Raw genomic sequence first — 19,400 nt, 5'->3', positions numbered from 1 at the left:
ATGGTCGGTGGCCACCACTACTACGTCTACATGCTTGCCAGCAGGCTGGGTGGCACGCTGTACATCGGAGTGACCAACGATCTCCTCCGCCGGATCTCCGAACATCGGCTAGGCATCGGAAGCCGGTTTGCGGCGCGCTATGAAGTTCACCGGCTCGTCTACTACGAGCTATTTGATGATGTTGAGCAGGCAATCCACCGCGAGAAGCAGCTCAAGCGCTGGAACCGCGCCTGGAAAATCCGCCTCATCGAGGAGCGGAACCCGGATTGGGTCGATCTGTTTCCCGGTCTTGTCTGATTCTCTCCTGTCATCCCGGTTTGCCGCAACGCGGCAAGACCGGGATCCAGTATCCGCAGGCGTAGCTGGAAGCAGGTGGTTACTGGATCCCCGCCTTCGCGGGGATGACAATTTGAGTTTGGTGGAGCTGCGCGATTTCCTGACTTCAGCGATGCCGTTTCGCTGTCATCCCGGTTTGCCGCAACGCGGCAAGACCGGGATCCAGTATCCGCAGGGCGCTGTTGGAGGGAGGTGGTTACTGGATCCCCGCCTTCGCGGGGATGACAATTTGAGTTTGGTGGAGCTGCGCGATTTCCTGACTTCAGCGATGCCGTTTCGCTGTCATCCCGGTTTGCCGCAACGCGGTAAGACCGGGATCCAGTATCCGCAGGCGTGGCTGGAAGCAGGTGGCTACTGGCCCCGCCTTCGCTGGCATGACAGCCGATTAGGTCCCCCAACCCCCTCACACCACGGGAAAACGCCCCTATCCGCCTCGCTCTTGCCGCCATTGTTGCTATATTGTTCTCTGTGAGTAACCACATGCGGCGGGATGGATGAGCGTGCCCACGGGATTTTCCGACGACTGGAGCGAGATCGACGCGGCCTATGACCAGGGTCCGTCAACGCCCGCGCCCACCCATCGGCCACAGGGCGGGAGCATCGCGGCCCGGGCGCTCGCGGCGCGGCAAGGTGCGCCCCAGGCGGCTGCCGCCGATTATCTTGCCGGCCTCAACCCGGAACAGCGGCTGGCGGTGGAAACCGTCGATGGCCCGGTTCTGGTGCTGGCCGGTGCCGGCACCGGCAAGACCCGGGTGCTGACCACCCGCATCGCGCATATCCTCGCCACCCAGCGCGCCTGGCCGTCGCAGATCCTCGCGGTCACCTTCACCAACAAGGCCGCACGGGAGATGCGCGAGCGCATTGCGAGCTACATCGGCTCCGGCGTCGAGGGCATGGCCTGGCTCGGCACGTTCCATTCGATCTGCGTCAAGATCCTGCGCAATCACGCAGAACTGGTCGGCCTCAAGTCGGGCTTCTCCATCCTCGACACCGACGACCAGCTGCGCCTGATGAAGCAGGTGATCCAGGCCGAGGGCCTCGACGAGAAGCGCTGGACCGCGCGCATGTTCGCCTCTGTGGTCGACAGCTGGAAGAACCGCGGCCTGACACCGAAGGACATCCCGGAGGGCGAGGCGCGCGCCTTCGGCAACGGCAAGGGCCGCAAGCTTTATGCCGAATACCAGGACCGCCTGTCAGTGCTGAATGCCGCCGATTTCGGCGACCTGCTGCTGCATTGCATCACCCTGTTCAAGACCCAGCCGGACGTTCTGAAGGACTACCAGCGCCGCTTCCGCTACATGCTGGTGGACGAGTACCAGGACACCAACATCGCCCAGTATCTGTGGCTGCGACTGCTGGCGCAGGGCAATTCCAACGTCTGCTGCGTCGGCGACGACGACCAGTCGATCTACGGCTGGCGCGGCGCGGAAGTGGACAACATCCTGCGCTTCGAGCACGATTTTCCGGGCGCCGTCGTGGTGCGCCTCGAGCGCAACTACCGCTCCACCAGCCACATCCTGGGCGCGGCCTCGCATCTGATCGCCCACAACGAGGGCCGTCTCGGCAAGACGCTGTTCACCGACGACAAGGACCCGGAAGCCGAAGCGGTCACGGTGGCCTCGTCCTGGGATTCGGAAGAGGAAGCCCGCTCCATCGGCGAGGAGATCGAGGCGCTGCAGACCCAGGGTCATTCGCTCAACCAGATTGCCATTCTTGTGCGCGCCTCGTTCCAGATGCGCGAGTTCGAAGACCGCTTCGTCACGCTTGGCCTCAACTACCGGGTCATCGGCGGCCCGCGCTTCTATGAACGGCTCGAGATCCGCGATGCGATGGCCTATTTCCGCTGCGTGGTGCAGCCGGCCGATGATCTGGCCTTCGAGCGCATCGTCAACACGCCGAAGCGTGGCCTCGGCGAGGCGAGCCTGAAGCTGGTGCATGAACTGGCCCGCGCCAGCCGCATCCCGCTGCTGGAGGCCGCCACCCAGCTCTGCCGCACGGAAGAGTTGAAGCCGAAGGCGCGCAAGTCCCTGTCCGATCTCATCGCCAGCTTGGACCGCTGGCGGGCGCAGCTCGTCCATATGAAACATTCGGAACTGGCCGAAATCATCCTGGACGAGAGCGGCTACACCGAGATGTGGCGGCTGGACCGGTCGGCCGAAGCACCGGGCCGTCTCGACAACCTGAAGGAACTCGTCCGTTCGATGGAGGAGTTCGAATCCCTGCCGGGCTTCCTTGAGCACATCGCGCTGGTTATGGATCGGGATTCTGCCGATGCCGCCGATGCGGTGTCGATCATGACGCTGCATTCGGCCAAGGGGCTGGAGTTCGACACCGTGTTCCTGCCGGGTTGGGAGGAGGGGCTGTTCCCGCACCAGCGCGCGCTGGATGAGAGCGGCCGGGCCGGCCTCGAGGAAGAGCGACGGCTGGCCTATGTCGGCATCACCCGGGCGCGCAAGCGGGCCAAGATCTGGTTTGCCTCCAACCGCCGCATTCACGGGTCGTGGCAGTCCAGCATCCCCTCCCGCTTCCTGGACGAGTTGCCGGAAAAACATGTCGAGGTGGTGGAAAGCTCCACCCGCTACGGTGGCTACAGCGGGGGCGGCTATGGTGGCGGCAACGCCTATGGCGTCTCCCGCTTCGACGCGCGCGATCCGTTCCAGAACACCTATTCGACGCCGGGCTGGCAGCGGGCGCAGCGCGCGCGCGAGGCGGGTAATCAGGACCAAGGCAACCGATCCGACATGCGCTCTGCCCGCACGCGGGCCCAAGGGCCGCTGACCATCGAAGGGCAACTGGTTGCCCGCTCCACCTCCGAAACGCCGTCGAATTTTGAAAAAGGCGAGCGGGTGTTTCACATCAAGTTCGGCTATGGTCGCATCACAGTGATCGAGGGCAACAAACTCACGATCGATTTCGAGAAAGCCGGCGAGAAGCGGGTGATCGACAGTTTCGTCGAGCGCCATTGAGCGAAGGCCGCTAGGCGAGCTGGCAGCGTTTGGCCGGCAGCATTTGGCCGGCAACGTTTGGATGATGTGAATGAAAGACGCGGTCTCCCTTCAGTCTGTCCGGCCAGGTGCGGCCCTTCACGCCAGCCAGCATGTGCTGATCGTTGAGGACGATCCGGAGATCGGTTGTCTGATGGAGCAGCATTTGACGGCGCACGGGTGGCGGGTCTCGCTCGCCCGCAGCGGCGTTGAAATGCAACGGCTGATGGAGACGAGCCGGGTCGATCTCATTGTGCTTGACCTGATGCTTCCAGGCGAGGATGGCCTCAGCATCTGCCATCGCCTGCGCGCCTCCAGTGCCATACCGATCATCATTGTTTCGGCCAAATCCGATGATTTCGACCGGGTGATCGGGCTTGAGGTCGGGGCGGATGACTATCTCGCCAAGCCGTTCAACCCGCGCGAACTGATCGCCCGCATCCGTGCCCTGTTCCGTCGCATGGATCTTGGCGCGGCAGTGCCGTCGCTGCACGGGCGACGGCTCGGGTTTGATGGCTGGGTGCTCGATTGCGTTGCGCACAGCCTGCACAACCGGCAAGGGGCCATCGTGACCCTGACCCCGGCCGAGCTGGCCTTGCTTCAGGTGTTCTGCGAGCGCCCCGGTCGCGTGCTCAGCCGGGAGCAATTGGTGGACCTGACGACAGGTGTGAACATCAGTTCCACAGGCCGTAACATCGACATTCTTGTCAGTCGCCTGCGCTCGAAACTCGAACCCTCGTCGAGCGGCGGCCAATACATCCGGACCGTGCGGGCCGGCGGTTATGAGTTTGTCGCCGAAGTGAGCGTTGCGTGAAGGCGCTGAAGGACTATTTCTGGCCGGATCGTATCGCGTCCCAGGTCATGCTGGTGATGATTTCTGCCTTGGTGCTGATCACCACCTTAGTTTTTGCGTTTTTTGTTTTGCTTCGGCCCGTGCCCCAGCATGCCCGGTCGATTTCCGAGCTTTTGATGCTTGGCAGTGCTTTGCAGACGTTGAACGAGGCTGGTCAGGCAGAACGGCCGGGCCTCGTTGATGCGTTGAATGCGGCGAACCGCCACTATCACATAGAACTGGTATCGCCCGGAGAGCCCGTGTTGGGCGTTCCGGAGGATATTTTACGGCATCCCTTGGTGCCGGTGGATCTGACAAACGGCATGCGTCTTCTGGGCGCCCAGCCGCTGGGAAAGGAAAAGGAACTGGTCGTCGAAATCGCCCTGGATGATGGCAGCCGGATCCGGGCGGACCATCTTGCCAAGCGCGGCGGAGGGCTTCTGGGTAATCCGTTCTTGCAGATCCTGTTGTTTCTTGCCCTCAGCCTGGCCATGCTTCTGGTCTGGGCTGTGCGTACTCTGGTTCGTCCCTTGTCGGAGCTTGAGCGTGCCGTCTCCGTGTTCGGCGAAGGGCCGGGGAATCCGGTATCGCTGACGGAAAAAGGCCCCCGCGAGGTCCGGGCCGCTGCTGCTGCCTTCAACCGGATGCAGGTGCGCATCCGTGATCTCATCGAGCGGCGCACGCGGATGCTGGCGGCCATCGGGCATGACTTGCGCACGCCCTTGACACGCCTGCGCCTGCGTCTGGACCTGATGCCGGAGGGCGACCTCAAGAGCCGAAATCTTGCCGATCTGTCCGTCATGGAAGGGCAGATCAATGGGGCGCTGACCTTCCTGCGCGAAGGACGCACCGGAGAACGCACGGCGCCGGTCGATCTTCCCAGCCTGCTGCTGTCGGTGCAGGACCAGTATGAGGACATGGGCATCGCGCTGGGATTGCACTGCGCGTCGGGGCTTGTCGTGAACGGCCGCGTCAGCGAGCTGGTGCGGGCGGTGTCCAACCTGATCGACAACGCCCATCGTCATGCCGGCGGTCTCGACGTCAGGGCCTCGGGCAAGGATGACCTGGTCGTGATCGAGGTCGTCGATCATGGGCCGGGCCTGACGCGCGAGGAAATGAACCGCCTGATCGAGCCGTTCGAGCGCGGCGATGCGGCCCGCACGATGGGAGAGGGGCAGGGCACCGGCTTCGGCCTTGGTCTTGCCACGGCCCGGGCAATTGCCGAAGGCCACGGCGGACGGCTGGATCTGCTGGATACGCCCGGTGGCGGGTTGACCGCACGCATGCAACTGCCTGCAGCGTGATGCTGTTGCATCTGCCGGCGCTTTGGGCTGGCTGTTTTTCAGGGGGGCGGTTATATCGGCGCTTCCCTTGCTACACTCCGAGGACAGAATGCAGACGGTCAGGTTACGGATCACCGCCGACGAACAGGAAGCCAAGCGCATCTATGGCGTGATCGAGCAGGCCTTCGAGGACGAGGGCAACCCGGTCACCGTCTATGAGTTCACCCCGGACGGCAAGACCTGGGCGGTCGAGATCCTGATGTTCGGCATGGAGCCGGAGGAGGCGATTGCCGAGCTTCTGGCAACCGTTGGTCCGGATGCCTTTGACGCTGTTCCGCAGGCTGAGTTGCTGGAAGACCTCAACTGGGTCGAGAAGAGCCTTGAGGGCCTTGCCCCCGTCGCTGCGGGCCGCTTTCTCATTCACGGGTCGCATGACCGCGACAAGCTGCGGTCGGGCATGATCGGCATCGAGATCGAGGCAGCGCTTGCCTTCGGCACGGGCCATCACGGGACCACCGAAGGCTGCCTGCGCGAGATCGACCGGCTGGTTGGCCGTTGGCGCTTTGACCGGATCCTGGATCTGGGCACCGGCACCGGCGTGCTGGCGATTGCCGCCGCCAAGCTCGCCCGCCAGGTCGTGGTTGCCACCGACATCGATCCCGTCGCCACGCAGACGGCGCAGCAGAATGCGGTCCTCAACGAGGTGCCGCATCTCATCCGCACCTTCACGGCCGCCGGCGTCGAGGACCGGCGCTTTGCCGAGTTTGGTCCGTTTGATCTGGTCATCGCCAACATCCTCGCCCGTCCGCTGATGCAGATGGCGAAGTCGATCTCGGCGCGGATGACCGCTGATGCGACCCTGATCCTGTCAGGCCTGCGTGTCGAGGATGGCCCGCGTATCCTGTTTGCCTACAGCACCCAAGGCTTCCGCCTGGCGCGGCGCTGGGAGAAGAACGGTTGGATCACGCTGACCCTGGTGCGTGGCGGGGTGCACGCGCACTGACATTGTCGCATCACGGACAAAGAAAAAGGCGGCTGCGGTTGATTGAACCGCATGCCGCCTGTTTTGTCGGATCAAGCCGAGCCGGATGCCTGAGTGAACCTCAGAGCAGGGTGCTGGCAGCGCCCTGACGCTTCAGTTCTTCACGGTCATAGCCGTAATGGGCCAGCGTGGCGTCGTCGAGCGACAGCAGGTAGCTGTTCACATGACGCATGGCCTGCTTCTGGCGGGCGGCGATCATGTGGTCGAAGGCGCGACGGAACAGGCCGCGAGCCGGGCGACGGCCTTCGCCGATAAGGCCAGTCGAAGTGGCGGTCGAAAGAGCCATGGTCTTACTCCATTCGTTCAAGAGAAACCGGAATGCCCGGCCGTTGTTGACACGAATATGCGCCTCGACCGGCCCTGCGAAAAGGCACGGTTTCGCATGACTGCCCTGCGGATTTCGCATGTGCGAATTATTTGTATTGCAGCGCAGCAGGAAACTGATTCTTAACCATTTCCCCGCCCTGGCGATCGCCAATGGCATTGCGCGGCGCGCGGCCTCTGGCTAGTGTCTGGCCATGTTCCAGACCTTTGACACCGTCACCGATCCGAGTGTTGGCCGCCCCCGGCTTGCTGCGCTCAAGGCCGAACTTGCCCGCCGCGGGCTGGATGGCTTTCTCATCCCCCGCGCCGATGCGCATCAGGGCGAGTATGTCCCGCCCTGCGACTGCCGCCTGCAATGGCTGACCGGCTTTGCCGGTTCGGCCGGCGTTGCCGCTGTGCTCGGCGATGCGGCCGCGATCTTCATCGACGGCCGCTACACGCTGCAGGTGCGCGATGAGGTCGACTGCGCGCTGTTCGAGCCGCATCATCTGATCGAGGCCCCGCCGGCCGACTGGCTCGCCGCCCGCCTGAAGCCCGGCATGAAGCTCGGCTTTGATCCGATGCTGCACACGCTGAACGGCACCCGCCGCCTGTGGCAGGTCTGCGCCGCTGCCGGTGCCGAATTGGTCGCCGTCACGGACAACCCGGTCGATGCGGTCTGGGCTGATCGTCCCGCCGCGCCGCTCGGCGCCGTCAGCCTGCAGCCCATGGACAAGGCCGGCGAGGAGGCAAGGGACAAGATCACCCGCATCGCCGCAGCGGTCGCCAAGGCCGGCGCCGATGCCGTGGTCATCACCCAGCCTGATTCCATCGCCTGGCTGTTCAACATTCGCGGCTCGGATGTGATACACACGCCGATCCCGCTGTCCTTCGCCGTGCTGTCGGCCAAGGGCGAGACACAGCTCTTCATCGACGGGCGCAAGTTGTCCAACACCGTCCGCGACACGCTGGCAACACTGACCGATATTGCCGAGCCATCTGGCTTCTTGGCCGCCCTGTCGGCGCTGGGTGCGGCCGGCCAGAGCGTGCTGGTCGACCCGGATCTTGCGGGCGAGGCCATCGCCACCTGCATCACATCGGCGGGCGGCAAGCTGGTCGAGGGGCCGGATCCGATCCTGCTGCCCAAGGCGATCAAGAACCCGGTCGAGATTTCTGGCGCCCGCGCCGCGCATCTGCGTGATGCCGCCGCCTTCGCCCGCTTCCTGTGCTGGCTGGATGACCACGCCCCGTCCGGCACCCTCGATGAAATCTCCGCCGCCGAAGCCCTGGAACGCTTCCGCGTCGACACCGGCGTGCTCAAGGACATTTCCTTCGACAGCATCTCCGGCGCCGGCGCCAACGGCGCGATCTGCCATTACCGGGTCAACCGGCAGAGCAACATCAAGATCCCCGTCGGCCGGCCGTACCTGATCGATTCCGGCGGCCAGTACGAGGACGGCACCACCGACATCACCCGCACCATTGCGGTGGGCGAGATGACGGCGGAGATGAAGCGGCATTTCACGCTGGTGCTGAAGGGCCATATCGGCATCGCCACGGCCCGCTTCCCCGTTGGCACGACGGGTGCGCAACTCGATACGCTCGCCCGCATCGCCCTGTGGAAGGCCGGTCTCGACTATGACCATGGCACCGGCCACGGCGTCGGCTCCTTCCTGTCCGTGCATGAGGGGCCGCAGCGGATCGCCAAGACCGGCACCCAGCCGCTGCGCCCGGGCATGATCCTGTCGAACGAACCGGGCTATTACCCGGCTGGCGCCTACGGCATCCGCATCGAGAATCTCGAGCTTGTCACCGAGGCGCGGGACATTTCCGGCGGTGAACGGCCGATGCTCGGCTTCGAAACGCTGACGCTCGCGCCCATCGACCGCCGCCTCGTCGAGCCCGCGCTTTTGACCATCGAGGAGCGCGACTGGCTCAACCGCTACCACGCCCGTGTCAACGAGGAGGTTGGTCCTCACCTCGACGCCCGCACCCGCATCTGGCTCGAGGCTGCGACCAAGCCGGTCTGAGGCCTGCGGCCAGTTCCCACAAATGGGCCGTACCGGCTTCCCGGCGCGGCCCTTTGTCTTGTTTGTGCCATCTGCGTATGATGCAATTCGGCCTGTTCCCAAGCCGTGCTGCGGAGTACCCATGCGCTTCATGTCTTTCGTGAAAGCTCCCTGGTGGACCTTTGAACTCGCCACCGGGGCCAAGTCCTTTCTCGACAATCCGATCATCGGCAGCCCCGCATTGAACGCACGTGGCCTGCATGTCCGCCGTGTGCAACTGGCCGAGGCCATGTCGGACTGGCGCCGCCGCCGGCTTGCGGATCTGGTGCCGCCGGAAGATCGTGCCGCCTATGCCCGCGACGGTTTCATCTGCAGGCGCGATGCCTTGCCGGAGGACGAACTGGCCGGCTTGAGGTCCGAAATCGAGGCCAACCTGTTTGAGGCCTGGGAGATGCGTCAGGGCAATGCCGTCACCCGCTTTATTCCCTTGCCACCCGAGGTGCTTGCGGGATTGCCCTTCCTGAAGCGCTTCGTGACCGGTGGGCTGTTCCAGAACACGCTGAAATACGTCGCCTCCACCGCCGGCGACCCGATTGTCTTCCTGCATGTGGTCCTGACCGTCCCCGACGTCGGCAGCCCGGATCCGCAAACCCATTTCCACTCCGATACCTTCCAGCCGACGGCAAAGGCCTGGTATTTCCTTTATGATGTCAAGGAAGAGGAGGGGCCCTTCACATATGTCCCCGGCTCCCACCGCCTGACACCTCAGCGGCGGGCATTCGAACACGAGCAGAGCCTGATTGCCGCCGCCCATCCTGACAGGCTGCACGCACGCGGCTCGTTCCGGATTTCCCGCGAGGAACTGACCTCGCGCGGCTTTTCCAAACCGGTCAGTCTGGCAGTTCCGGCAAACACGCTCGTCGTCGCTGACACCCATGGGTTTCATGCGCGTGGCGAAAGCCTGCGACCCTCGGTGCGCATCGGCATCTATGGCTCGCTCCGGCGCAATCCCTTCCTTCCTTTCACCGGGCTTGATCCGCTGCTGTTGCCGGGGTTGGCCGGACGGCAGGGCCAGTTGCATGTCCAGATCATGGACCTCAAGGAACGTCTCACCGGCAAGCCGACCTCGCATCGGCATGTTGGCAAGGTGAAGGTCGGTGAGCCGGCGCGCATCTGAGCCATCGGGCGCGACAGGTCATTTCACGTCAGATCAACATGAAGCCTTTGGTGCTGCGGAGGGATTTGCTAGGGTTCGCCCGGTTCCCCGGAAACGGGGCAAAAAGACTGAAGGAGGATCCGATGTCCCTGGCAGCCATGCAGGTGCTTGTCCGTCGCAACGAGGCTGGAATCGAGGCCGCCGGTGCGGCACTCTCTGCCCGGTTTGGTGAGCGCTGCGCCCGTTCCTCCGCCATTCGCGAGCAGCATGGCCACACCACGTCCTGGCTGCCGAATCAGGCGCCGGACATCGTCGTCTTCGCCGAAAGCACCGACGAGGTCGCCGAGATCGTGCGCATCTGCGCCGAGCACCGCGTCCCGGTCATTCCGTTCGGCACGGGCTCCTCGCTGGAAGGTCACGTCAATGCCCCTGGCGGCGGCGTGTCGGTGGATGTCTCGCGCATGAACAAGGTGCTGGCCGTTCATGCCGAGGACCTTGATTGCGTGGTGCAGCCGGGCGTCACCCGGTCGCAGCTCAACGCCTATCTGCGCGACACTGGCCTGTTCTTCCCGATTGATCCGGGTGCCGATGCCAGCCTTGGCGGCATGGCGTCTACCCGCGCCTCCGGCACCAATGCGGTGCGCTACGGGACGATGAAGGATGTCGTCCTGGGCCTCACCGTGGTGACCGCCGAGGGCAAGATCATCCACACCGGTGGCCGCGCCCGCAAATCCTCCGCTGGCTATGATCTCACCCGTCTGTTTGTGGGCTCCGAGGGCACGCTCGGCATCATCACCGAGCTGACCTTGCGCCTGTTCGGCCAGCCGGAAGCCATTTCCGGCGGCGTCTGCCCGTTCCCGGACGTGGAAAGCGCCTGCAACGCCGTCATCATGACCATCCAGTCGGGCATCCCGGTCGCCCGCATCGAACTGCTTGATGCGCTGCAGGTGAAGGCTTGCAACGCCTATTCCGGCCTTGGCCTCGAAGAGACGCCGACCCTGTTCCTGGAGTTCCATGGCACCCAGAATGGGGTCAAGGAACAGGCCGAACTGTTCGAGGCCATCGCCGCCGACTGCGGCGGCGGTGCCTTCAAATGGTCGACCCAGGCGGAGGAACGGACCAAGCTCTGGACCGCCCGCCACAATGCCTATTTCGCCGGAACCGGCCTTCGCCCCGGCAGCAAGGCCGTGACGACCGACGTCTGCGTCCCGATTTCCCGTCTTGCCGAATGCGTTGCGGCAACTGCGGAGGACATTGCCGCTTCAGGCCTGATCGCGCCGCTGGTTGGTCACGTGGGTGACGGCAACTTTCATGTGATGGTGCTGGTTGACGTGGACCAGCCAGACGAGATTGCAGCGGCGGAAGCCTTTGTCGAGCGCCTCAACTGGCGTGCCATCGAGATGGAAGGAACCTGCACCGGCGAGCATGGTGTCGGCCAGGGCAAGATGAAATACCTGAAGCGGGAGCATGGCGAGGCGCTGGACGTCATGCGTACGCTGAAAATGGCGCTCGACCCGCAGAACATCATGAACCCAGGCAAGATCGTCACGGTCTGATCATCTTGATCTGATCTGCAGGGGCGGGCCAGCCGGCTGCGCCCTTGCCGCACTGGAGCCGCAATCGGCCTGAATCCTTCGTATAGTCCAATCCGGATCATCCGGCATCGGACTGGCAGAGCCTTTGGAGAACGAAGCTGAACTCGGTCTATATCACGGCAGGCGTGGTCATCATTCTGGCGCTGCTGACGGCGCTGGTCGGGCCGTTCTTTGTCGACTGGACAGCCTATCGTTCCACCTTCGAATCCTATGCCGAGGAGGCGCTGGGCCACAAGGTGACGGTGCTCGGCAAGGCGGACATGAGCCTGTTGCCGGCCCCGACGCTCACCTTCACCGACGTGCGCGTTGGCGAGGCCGAAGATCCGCTGTTGATTGTCTCGCGCTTCCAGATGCGGGTGGAACTGCCGCCGCTGTTGAAGGGCGAGATCCGGGTTCTCGACATGCGGCTGGAACGGCCGCAACTGACCCTCGCGATGGACGAATACGGCCGGCTCGACTGGCTGACGGACAACACCCGATCGGCCGGACTGGCGCGGCTCGACCCGAAGAACATTGCTTTCGACCAGATCGAAATCGACAATGGCTCGATCACCCTGCTCGATGCCCGCGACAGTTCCAGCCAGAAAGTCGAGAACGTCAACGTTGCCGTCAGTGCCCGCTCGCTGCAAGGCCCGTTCAAGGTTGACGGCAGCCTGGTGCATGACAGCAAACCCTATTCCCTGCGCCTGACCACCGGGGAACGGCTGGCGGATGGTCCATTGCGGCTGCGGGCCGAGCTTGTTCCTGCCCTGCAGCCGTTGCAACTGGTCGTCGACGGGGCAGTGACGCAGGATGCGGGGGCGCCAGGCTTTGACGGCCGCTTCACCGTCGCTTCGGTCGGGGGTGCGACGGAGGCTGGCGTCTGGCGCGCGGAGGGTCAGGCCGTCGTCGGCCCTGCCGGCCTGACGGTCCCCACGTTTGACCTGCGCATGGGGCCGGAAGATCGCGCCATCAGCCTCAAGGGCGATGGCCGGATAGACCTTTCCGCGCCGAGACGCTTTGAAATCCGGGCCAGCGCCAAGCAGGTCGATCTTGACCGGATTCTTGGCGAGGGTCCGCAGAAGCCCGTTGGACTTGCTGCCGCCCGTGACGGGATCCTGGCCTTTATCGCTGATATTCCGACAGCCCCGATTCCGGGCCAGATCGAACTCGACGTGCCGGCGATCGTTGTCGGCGGCGGGATCATCCAGTCAACGCGGCTGGATCTGGAAACCGTCGTGGGTGGCTGGCGCGTCGCGCGACTGGCCGCCCGGTTGCCCGGACGCACCGACCTGACAACCCAGGGCGAGATTACCACCAGCCGCGAGATGTCTTATGCCGGAACGGTGTCGCTGAACTCTGCCCAGCCCCAGGCGCTTGTTGCCTGGCTCAACAGGACGCAGTCCGGCATGGTGACGGGGGGGGCGATTGGAGTTGACGGACGGGTTGCGCTCCAGCGCGGCGGCTGGTCGCTGACCGGAGCAACCCTTGATCTGGCCGGCGCACGCGCGACCGGTTCGATGTCCTACGAGACCAACGGATCGGGACGGGGGCGTTTTGCAGCCAGCCTTGATGCCAACTGGCTGGATTTTGATGAGCTTGCCAGCCTCAGTGGTCTGGTGCGCCAGCCCGAAGTCGCCGGCGCGCTGGTGTCCTCGGACATTTCTTTACGTCTGTCAGCCCGGGAACTGTCCATTCGCGGCATTGACGGCAAGGCCCTGTCGCTTGAAGCCGCCCTGGCGGGGGATGACCTCGAGATCTCCAGCCTTTCGGCGGCGGACTTTGCCGGCGCGAGGATCGAGGCCAGTGGCTCTATCGACAACATCTCAACTTCGCCATCCGGGCTGATTACCGCCGAAGTGGACGCAAGGTCGCTCGCAGGCATTGTCGCCCTTGCCGAAGACCTCGCCCCGGAATCTCCCGTAACGCTCCAGCTGATGCGTGCGGCCGATCATCTGGTTCCAGCGCAGCTTGCAGCACGGCTCGAAGCGCAGGCGACTGCGGATGGCAGCGATACGGATCTGCGCATTTCAGGCCAGGCCGCAGGTGCCGAACTGGAGCTGTCGGCCCGCTTTGCCGGCCGGACCGATACCTGGCGGGAAGGGGATGTGGCTGCGAGCCTGCGCCTGAAGGGGCCTGACGCGGCCGTCCTGGTGCGGCAGATCGGGCTTGATATCGACACCGAAGGGAGCCTTGACGCCGGACAGATCGAGGCGCGGCTGAATGGCCGGCCCGTAGACGGCATGGCCATGAGCGTGCTGGCGCGGGCAGGCGATGCCAGGCTGGACGCGACGGGTGAGCTTCAGTTCGTCGAAGGCTCGCAGCCGCGTTACGCTTCGGAAGTGAAGACAAAGGTAGAGGATCTGGCGCCGATCGCACTCCTGTGGGGCAAGGTCCTGCCGGTGCTCTCCGGCGAGATCGGGGCGGATTTTACCTTTGAAGTGGTTGGCGAAGGCACCAGCCTGACGCTGGACGATCTCAAGGGACGCTTTGCCGGCGTCGAAGTGGCGGGGCGCCTGGCCGGCAATCTGCAGCCCGGCGATGCGTCCGGTTTGCGGCGTCTGACCGGGGCGCTGGACTTCTCTGCTCTCGATTTGAGGGCCCTGTCGGAATTGTTGCTCGGGGCGGATCAGTGGCTGCAACCCGAGGACGGCGAGACTTGGCCCAAGGCGGCTTTTGGCCCGCTGCAACTGCCGCATCTGGATCTGGGCCTGGATCTGCGCGCCACCGAGACCTTCGTCTCCGATGATCTCGTCCTTGGTCCGCTGACTGCGAAGCTCCGCCTCAAGCCCGACCTTTTGCGGTTGGAGGGCATGGAAACCAGTCTGGCTGGTGGTACGGTCACCGGCCAGCTTGCCTTGACCCGCACTGGCCCGGAGGCTGCGCTGAGCGGCACATTGCAGGTCGCAGGTGCCAGGCTCGAGGATCTCGTCTGGCATCCGTCCGGGCGGGCGTCGGCTACTGGCGGTCTTGATCTGTCCGGCGAGTTTCAGGGAACCGGACGCTCGATCTCCGCCGTCGTTGCCAATCTGTCCGGTGGCGGTACCCTGCAACTGTCCGATGCTGAGCTGCGGTCGATAAATCCGGCTGCCTTCGATCTCGTCATCCGTGCGGCCGACGCCGGGCTCGCGCTTGAGGACGACAAGATCCGGGAGGTCTTCGCCAGCCAGTTGGATGCCGGGTCGCTGGCGCTCAAACGTCTCGATGGCAGCCTGGCTCTCAACGGCGGCCGGCTTGCCCTGCGCAATGTCGCCGTTGACGCGGACGACGCCGGCCTGTCCGGTCAGGCGCTGGTCAACCTCAATGACTGGACGCTCGATAGCGACATCACTTTGAAAGTGGATGCCGGCCTCGACGCTGTCGCCGGCGCCGAGCCGCAGGTGGCCCTGTTGTTCAGCGGCCCGCTCGCCGAGCCGGAGCGGCGGATCGACGTTGCCCCCTTCACCGCTTTCCTGACCCTGCGCGCCTTCGAGCAGGAGGTGGAACGGGTTGAGCGGCTTCAGGCCGAGATCCTCGAACGGGACCGCCTGATGCGCGAGGTGAAGTATTTCCGCGAGGAGGCCCTACGCCGCCAGCAGGAACGGGCGGCAAGCCTGATCCCTGTTGCCCCTGCAGAACCTGCAGCGCCTGCTGAAGCGCCGGCTCCGGCTGCCCCGCAGCGGCAAGGCACCGTTCAGCCTCCCGCCTCGACGGCTCCGCCGAAGAATGGCGATACCATCGGTGATCTTCTGAACTTCGAGAATCGCATCCGCTCCACACTCGATGCCCGCACTCCTGCAAGCGTTCCGGAAAATGTTCCGGCCAACGCCTTGGCCGGTGCCCCGGTGCAATCCGCCACGGCCCTGCCGCCGCTGGAACCGGCCCGTGAGATCGGTCCGGTGACGGAGCCGCAGCAGGTTCTCGAAAGTGCCGATCCGTTGCGCCTGATCCCGTCATCGGCGACGCGCCCGACGGCCCAGGCAGGCCAGCGGGTACGCCCGGCAGAACCGGTTCCTGTGCAGCAGGGTCCCCGATATGTGACGGACTCGAATGGTCTCGTGATCACCTATCCGCCCCCGCGCAACTGAAGATCGGCGTCAGCCTGTCGTCCGGTTCCTTGCGTGTATCGGAGGGGTGCGAATTGTCGCGTTGTGGGCTTGGTTTGGGGTAGGTTTGGCTACTCTTTGTCGCTCTCGCACTCAGCCGAGGTTTTGCCAGTCAGGCGCTGTTTCCACGCTGGAGCAGATACCGGACGACATGCACCCTCGCTGCCGAGGACAGGGGTTGCTCCGGTGAACGTCGGCTGTCGATCAGGTCGATCAGTCCCGCCAGAGAGCGTTGTTCCTGAACGGCAATTTCATCCAGGACCTGCCAGAACTCGGGTTCCAGCGCCAATGAAGTGCGATGCCCCTTGAGGCTCAAGGAGCGTTTGACGAAGGTCATCATCACAGCGCCTCCAGCAGGCTCATCCAGTTCCAGGTGCCAGGGTCGAGGATAAACCGGTTCACCCGCTTCGCAAGGTGGAACCGGGCTGGTGACTGACGCCAGCCGGGTCAGGTGTCAGGAGAATTGTCAGGAGCTTTGTCAGCAGCACCTTCCGGCTCGGCAGCGTCACCGCTGTCTCCCAGATGGTGGCCGTCCAGATGAACACGGGCCTTGTCCTGCCGCGCTTGCGTCAGTTCGCGTTCAGATCGGGTCTGGCCGAATTTTCGGCGGTTTTCTGCGGCCTCCGCCTCTTTTTTCAAGCGGTCGCGCTGCTTGCGGGCCTGGCGCAGATTGATGATGTCACCGGCCATGGCCTGACCTGTCAGGTCTTCTTGCGGAAAGCGTCGAGGGAGACAACAGCAGCGCCACCGTCTTCCGGTTTGACCGGCTCGTCCTTGCTTTCGGACTTCGCCTCGGACTTCGCAGCGGCCTCGCGTTTTGGCTTGGCGGGCTTGTCGTCTGCCCGGGCTTCCAGCTTGGTGGCTGTTTCAAGCCGCGTCAGTTCGCCGACGGCTTCGAGCAGGTCATCGGGGATGGGCTCAGCCGTTTTCCCCGGTTCGAACTCCAGCGCAAACTGTACCGAGGGATCGAAGAAACCCTTTATCGCACTGTAGGGAACCAGCAATTTCTCCGGAATGCCACCGAAGGACAGGCCAACTTCGAAGGCGTGTTCGCCGATGGCGAGGTCCCAGAACTGGTGCTGCAGGACGATGGTCATCTCGTTCGGGTAGCGCTCTTTCAGCCGCGAGGATACCCGCACGCCCGGCGCATTGGTGTCGAATGCAATGTAGAAATGATGCTCGCCGGGCAAGCCGGTGCGCCCGACTTCGGCCAGGATCTTCTTCACCGCCCCACGAAGGGCATCCTGCACGAGAATGTCATAACGGAGCAGGTCTTCTGCCATGGTCGTCGTCCGCCGGAATCGTCTCTGGTCTCGTCGCACCTTGGCGTCAGCGGCCCGAAAAGGGAAGCCCGATGCGTCCGGTTCATCGTTCTACTTCCCACCAATGCAGCGCAAAACGCAACAGCGCAACCCGGCAAAAGGAAGTGGAGGCTTCTGTTGCCAGGTGCCTCCGGACCCCGCCTGCCGGTGCTACCCGTCAGGACTTTAAGTGGACAACCCGCACCGCATTACGCGGCGAGAGCGACGTCCTGAGCATAGTTGTCATTGGCAACTACAGATTTGGTCCGATATCGGTGGTACCATGCCGAGCGAAAGCCCAGTCTTTACACCCTCGTCGATCCTATTTCGCCCCCGCCGAAACTCACCTTGAAAAGATGGGCTTGGGTGGAGGCGCCGGGTACCGCCCCCGGGTCCGAAAGGCTTATTCCACTGACAATTTATCGCCATAGCCGGCAAGCCGGCACCTTCAATATAGAAGCTGAGGACAAGGATTGAAAGGGGGAGGCTAAAAGGACTGTGGAGCGACTCGCTTTGCTGCGGGTATTGTCCTGGCAGATCAGTCCGCGCCGTTTGCATCGGTTCGCGGACCGGGATAGACCGCCAGCAGGATGAGCCCCTGCGGGACCTGAAAAGCGAGGCAAGCCGTGCAGCAATATCACGACCTGATGCGCCGCATTCTTGAGGAGGGGACGGACCGGGGGGATCGGACCGGGACCGGCACGCGCTCCGTCTTTGGCCATCAGATGCGGTTTGATCTCGCCAGGGGGTTCCCGGTGGTGACCACCAAGAAGCTGCACCTGAAGTCGATCATCCATGAGCTTCTGTGGTTTCTGGCCGGTGACACCAACATTGGCTATCTGAAGGCCAACGGGGTCAGCATCTGGGACGAATGGGCCGACGCGAACGGCGACCTTGGTCCTGTCTATGGTGCGCAATGGCGCTCCTGGCCGGCGCCTGACGGGCGCTCGATCGACCAGATAGCCAATCTTCTCAGCATGATAAAGACCTCGCCGAACTCGCGCCGGCTGATCGTCTCGGCCTGGAATCCGGCTGAGGTGGACAACATGGCTTTGCCGCCCTGCCATGCCCTGTTCCAGTTCTATGTCGCAGATGGCCGGCTGTCCTGCCAACTGTACCAGCGTTCTGCAGACGTGTTTCTCGGCGTACCGTTCAATATCGCGTCCTATGCACTCCTGACCTTGATGGTGGCGCAGGTCTGTGACCTTGAGCCCGGCGACTTTGTCCATAGCCTGGGTGATGCGCATCTCTATGCCAATCACTTCGACCAGGCCCGGCTGCAGATCAGCCGCGCGCCACGTGCCCTGCCGGTGATGAAGCTCAACCCGGATGTGCGCGATCTCTTTGCGTTTCGCTACGAGGACTTTGAGCTGGTGGGCTATGATCCTTATCCGGCGATCAAGGCGCCGATTGCGGTCTGACCTGACAACTCCTTAAGATTGAAGGAAAATCCATGTTCCTGCGTACCCGGCCCCGCTGTCTTCTCCTTGCCGTACTTGCCTTGTCCTGCTTCGAATTCGGAACGGTGCCGGCCCGGGCGGATGCTGGCACGGTTCTGGTCATCGCCCACCGGGGGGCCTCCGGCTATGTCCCCGAACATACGCTTGCGGCCAAGGCCATGGCCCACGCCATGGGCGCTGACTATATCGAGCAGGATGTCGTGCTGTCGAAGGATGGAGTGCCAGTGGTGCTGCATGACATCACGCTGAATGCGACGACGAATGTTGCCGAGGTTTTCGCGGGCCGCGCCCGGGCTGACGGATCGTACTATGCCATTGACTTCTTGCTCAGCGAACTGAAGCAGCTGGATGTGCTGGAGCGCGGCAACAGGCAGGGCGAACAGGCGTTCAAGGGTCGCTTTCCGCGCCAGAAGACCGGGCTGACCATTCCGACGCTTGCCGAGGAACTGGCGTTCATCCGCGGCATGAACACTTCGACCGGACGGGTTGCCGGGATCTATCCGGAATTGAAATCGCCGGCTTTCCACCGCGAGGAAGGCCAGGACCTGGCGGCGGCCGTTCTGCGGGTGCTGGAAGACGCCGGCTATGGCGCCGATGATCTGGTGTACATCCAGTCCTTTGATTTCAACGAGATCAAGCGGGTTCGCAACGAGCTTGGCTACAAGGGAAAGCTGGTGCAACTGATCGGCGAGAACGCCTGGAACATGGCTCCTGGCACTGACTATGACCAGTTGCGCAAACCTGAAGGACTGAAGGAAATTGCGTCGGTCGCCAATGGCATCGGCCCTTCGCTGACCCAGGTCCTGACCGATGACAACAAGGACGGGATCGCCGAAGTGACATCGCTGGTCGCGGATGCGCAAGCCGCCGGCCTTGAAGTTCATCCCTACACCTTCCGCGCCGACCGCCTGCCGCCCTTTGCTGCAACGTTTGCCGAACTGATCCGGCTTGCTGTCGCGAAAGCCGGGGTCGACGGGCTGTTCACCGATCAACCTGATCAGGCCCGTGCGGCGCTGGCACAGTAAGGCGGGGCGG

15 protein-coding genes and 1 other RNA gene are annotated in these 19,400 nt (G+C 63.7%); 11 read left to right on the top strand and 5 right to left on the bottom strand.

What is annotated here, in order from left to right; translation table 11 throughout:
- The 5 genes from ACTIFE_RS19000 (at position 1) to ACTIFE_RS18980 (ending at position 6,438) form a co-directional block, all read left to right on the top strand.
- The gene (locus ACTIFE_RS19000) at positions 1–297 is read left to right on the top strand and encodes a GIY-YIG nuclease family protein (protein WP_439530711.1); all 297 of its coding nucleotides are present in this window, start codon (positions 1–3) and stop codon (positions 295–297) included.
- Between the two features lie 533 nt (positions 298–830).
- Positions 831–3,302 carry an ATP-dependent helicase gene (locus ACTIFE_RS18995; protein WP_439530710.1) on the top strand — a complete coding sequence of 824 codons (2,472 nt, stop codon included), beginning with the start codon at positions 831–833 and terminating at the stop codon, positions 3,300–3,302.
- Between the two features lie 70 nt (positions 3,303–3,372).
- Positions 3,373–4,134 (top strand): response regulator, encoded by a 762-nt coding sequence (locus tag ACTIFE_RS18990; RefSeq protein WP_439530709.1) that lies wholly within the window; start codon positions 3,373–3,375, stop codon positions 4,132–4,134.
- Complete coding sequence (locus tag ACTIFE_RS18985) at positions 4,131–5,456, top strand: ATP-binding protein (RefSeq protein WP_439530708.1); 1,326 nt, start codon at positions 4,131–4,133, stop codon at positions 5,454–5,456. Before ACTIFE_RS18990 ends, ACTIFE_RS18985 begins: the two co-directional genes overlap by 4 nt.
- An 88-nt stretch (positions 5,457–5,544) precedes the next feature.
- The gene (locus ACTIFE_RS18980; protein ID WP_439530707.1) at positions 5,545–6,438 is read left to right on the top strand and encodes a 50S ribosomal protein L11 methyltransferase; all 894 of its coding nucleotides are present in this window, start codon (positions 5,545–5,547) and stop codon (positions 6,436–6,438) included.
- 100 nt (positions 6,439–6,538) lie between these two features.
- Here the strand turns inward: ACTIFE_RS18980 and ACTIFE_RS18975 are convergent, their stop codons facing one another.
- Entirely contained in the window at positions 6,539–6,763 is a 225-nt protein-coding gene (locus ACTIFE_RS18975; RefSeq protein WP_106753064.1) for a hypothetical protein, read from the bottom strand.
- A 232-nt stretch (positions 6,764–6,995) separates the two neighbouring features.
- Here ACTIFE_RS18975 and ACTIFE_RS18970 point away from each other — a divergent pair, with 232 nt between their 5' ends.
- The 4 genes from ACTIFE_RS18970 to ACTIFE_RS18955 all read left to right on the top strand — a co-directional run bounded on the left by ACTIFE_RS18970 (position 6,996) and on the right by ACTIFE_RS18955 (position 15,586).
- Positions 6,996–8,810, top strand: a complete 1,815-nt coding sequence (locus ACTIFE_RS18970; RefSeq protein ID WP_439530706.1) for an aminopeptidase P family protein — start codon at positions 6,996–6,998, stop codon at positions 8,808–8,810.
- 121 nt (positions 8,811–8,931) lie between these two features.
- The gene (locus ACTIFE_RS18965; protein ID WP_439530705.1) at positions 8,932–9,966 is read left to right on the top strand and encodes a phytanoyl-CoA dioxygenase family protein; all 1,035 of its coding nucleotides are present in this window, start codon (positions 8,932–8,934) and stop codon (positions 9,964–9,966) included.
- A 122-nt stretch (positions 9,967–10,088) separates the two neighbouring features.
- Entirely contained in the window at positions 10,089–11,501 is a 1,413-nt protein-coding gene (locus ACTIFE_RS18960; RefSeq protein WP_439530704.1) for an FAD-binding oxidoreductase, read from the top strand.
- 164 nt (positions 11,502–11,665) lie between these two features.
- The gene (locus tag ACTIFE_RS18955; protein WP_439530703.1) at positions 11,666–15,586 is read left to right on the top strand and encodes an AsmA family protein; all 3,921 of its coding nucleotides are present in this window, start codon (positions 11,666–11,668) and stop codon (positions 15,584–15,586) included.
- A 130-nt stretch (positions 15,587–15,716) separates the two neighbouring features.
- Here the strand turns inward: ACTIFE_RS18955 and ACTIFE_RS18950 are convergent, their stop codons facing one another.
- From ACTIFE_RS18950 to ssrA, 4 genes are all read right to left on the bottom strand, one after another.
- A complete protein-coding gene (locus tag ACTIFE_RS18950) occupies positions 15,717–15,944 on the bottom strand; it encodes a ribbon-helix-helix domain-containing protein (protein ID WP_439530702.1) in 228 nt (75 codons plus the stop codon).
- 107 nt (positions 15,945–16,051) lie between these two features.
- The gene (locus tag ACTIFE_RS18945; RefSeq protein ID WP_439530701.1) at positions 16,052–16,294 is read right to left on the bottom strand and encodes a DUF4169 family protein; all 243 of its coding nucleotides are present in this window, start codon (positions 16,292–16,294) and stop codon (positions 16,052–16,054) included.
- An 11-nt stretch (positions 16,295–16,305) separates the two neighbouring features.
- Positions 16,306–16,887, bottom strand: a complete 582-nt coding sequence (locus tag ACTIFE_RS18940; protein WP_439530700.1) for an SspB family protein — start codon at positions 16,885–16,887, stop codon at positions 16,306–16,308.
- A gap of 142 nt (positions 16,888–17,029) precedes the next feature.
- Positions 17,030–17,388, bottom strand: a transfer-messenger RNA (tmRNA) gene (gene ssrA / locus ACTIFE_RS18935).
- Between the two features lie 143 nt (positions 17,389–17,531).
- On the opposite strand from ssrA, the gene ACTIFE_RS18930 reads away from it, so the two are divergent.
- Both ACTIFE_RS18930 and glpQ read left to right on the top strand, forming a co-directional pair.
- A complete protein-coding gene (locus ACTIFE_RS18930; protein ID WP_439530699.1) occupies positions 17,532–18,326 on the top strand; it encodes a thymidylate synthase in 795 nt (264 codons plus the stop codon).
- Between the two features lie 32 nt (positions 18,327–18,358).
- The gene (gene glpQ, locus ACTIFE_RS18925) at positions 18,359–19,390 is read left to right on the top strand and encodes a glycerophosphodiester phosphodiesterase (RefSeq protein ID WP_439530698.1); all 1,032 of its coding nucleotides are present in this window, start codon (positions 18,359–18,361) and stop codon (positions 19,388–19,390) included.
- The last annotated feature ends 10 nt before the right edge of the window (positions 19,391–19,400 follow it).

The sequence above is a fragment of the Pannonibacter sp. genome (genome assembly GCF_051860505.1).
Classification (GTDB): Bacteria; Pseudomonadota; Alphaproteobacteria; order Rhizobiales; family Stappiaceae; genus Pannonibacter.
Note: the sequence above shows the minus strand (reverse complement) of the source record. Positions and strands in the feature narration are given on the sequence as shown.

Bases quoted from the DNA above. Each gene is read 5' to 3' on its own strand.
- ACTIFE_RS19000 (WP_439530711.1), top strand. From the start codon at position 1: ATGGTCGGTGGCCACCACTACTACGTCTACATGCTTGCCAGCAGGCTG.
- ACTIFE_RS18995 (WP_439530710.1), top strand. From the start codon at position 831: ATGAGCGTGCCCACGGGATTTTCCGACGACTGGAGCGAGATCGACGCG.
- ACTIFE_RS18960 (WP_439530704.1), top strand. From the start codon at position 10,089: ATGTCCCTGGCAGCCATGCAGGTGCTTGTCCGTCGCAACGAGGCTGGA.
- ACTIFE_RS18965 (WP_439530705.1), top strand. From the start codon at position 8,932: ATGCGCTTCATGTCTTTCGTGAAAGCTCCCTGGTGGACCTTTGAACTC.
- ACTIFE_RS18980 (WP_439530707.1), top strand. From the start codon at position 5,545: ATGCAGACGGTCAGGTTACGGATCACCGCCGACGAACAGGAAGCCAAG.
- ACTIFE_RS18975 (WP_106753064.1), bottom strand. From the start codon at position 6,763: ATGGCTCTTTCGACCGCCACTTCGACTGGCCTTATCGGCGAAGGCCGT.
- ACTIFE_RS18945 (WP_439530701.1), bottom strand. From the start codon at position 16,294: ATGGCCGGTGACATCATCAATCTGCGCCAGGCCCGCAAGCAGCGCGAC.
- ACTIFE_RS18940 (WP_439530700.1), bottom strand. From the start codon at position 16,887: ATGGCAGAAGACCTGCTCCGTTATGACATTCTCGTGCAGGATGCCCTT.
- ACTIFE_RS18950 (WP_439530702.1), bottom strand. From the start codon at position 15,944: ATGATGACCTTCGTCAAACGCTCCTTGAGCCTCAAGGGGCATCGCACT.
- glpQ (WP_439530698.1), top strand. From the start codon at position 18,359: ATGTTCCTGCGTACCCGGCCCCGCTGTCTTCTCCTTGCCGTACTTGCC.
- ACTIFE_RS18990 (WP_439530709.1), top strand. From the start codon at position 3,373: ATGAAAGACGCGGTCTCCCTTCAGTCTGTCCGGCCAGGTGCGGCCCTT.
- ACTIFE_RS18970 (WP_439530706.1), top strand. From the start codon at position 6,996: ATGTTCCAGACCTTTGACACCGTCACCGATCCGAGTGTTGGCCGCCCC.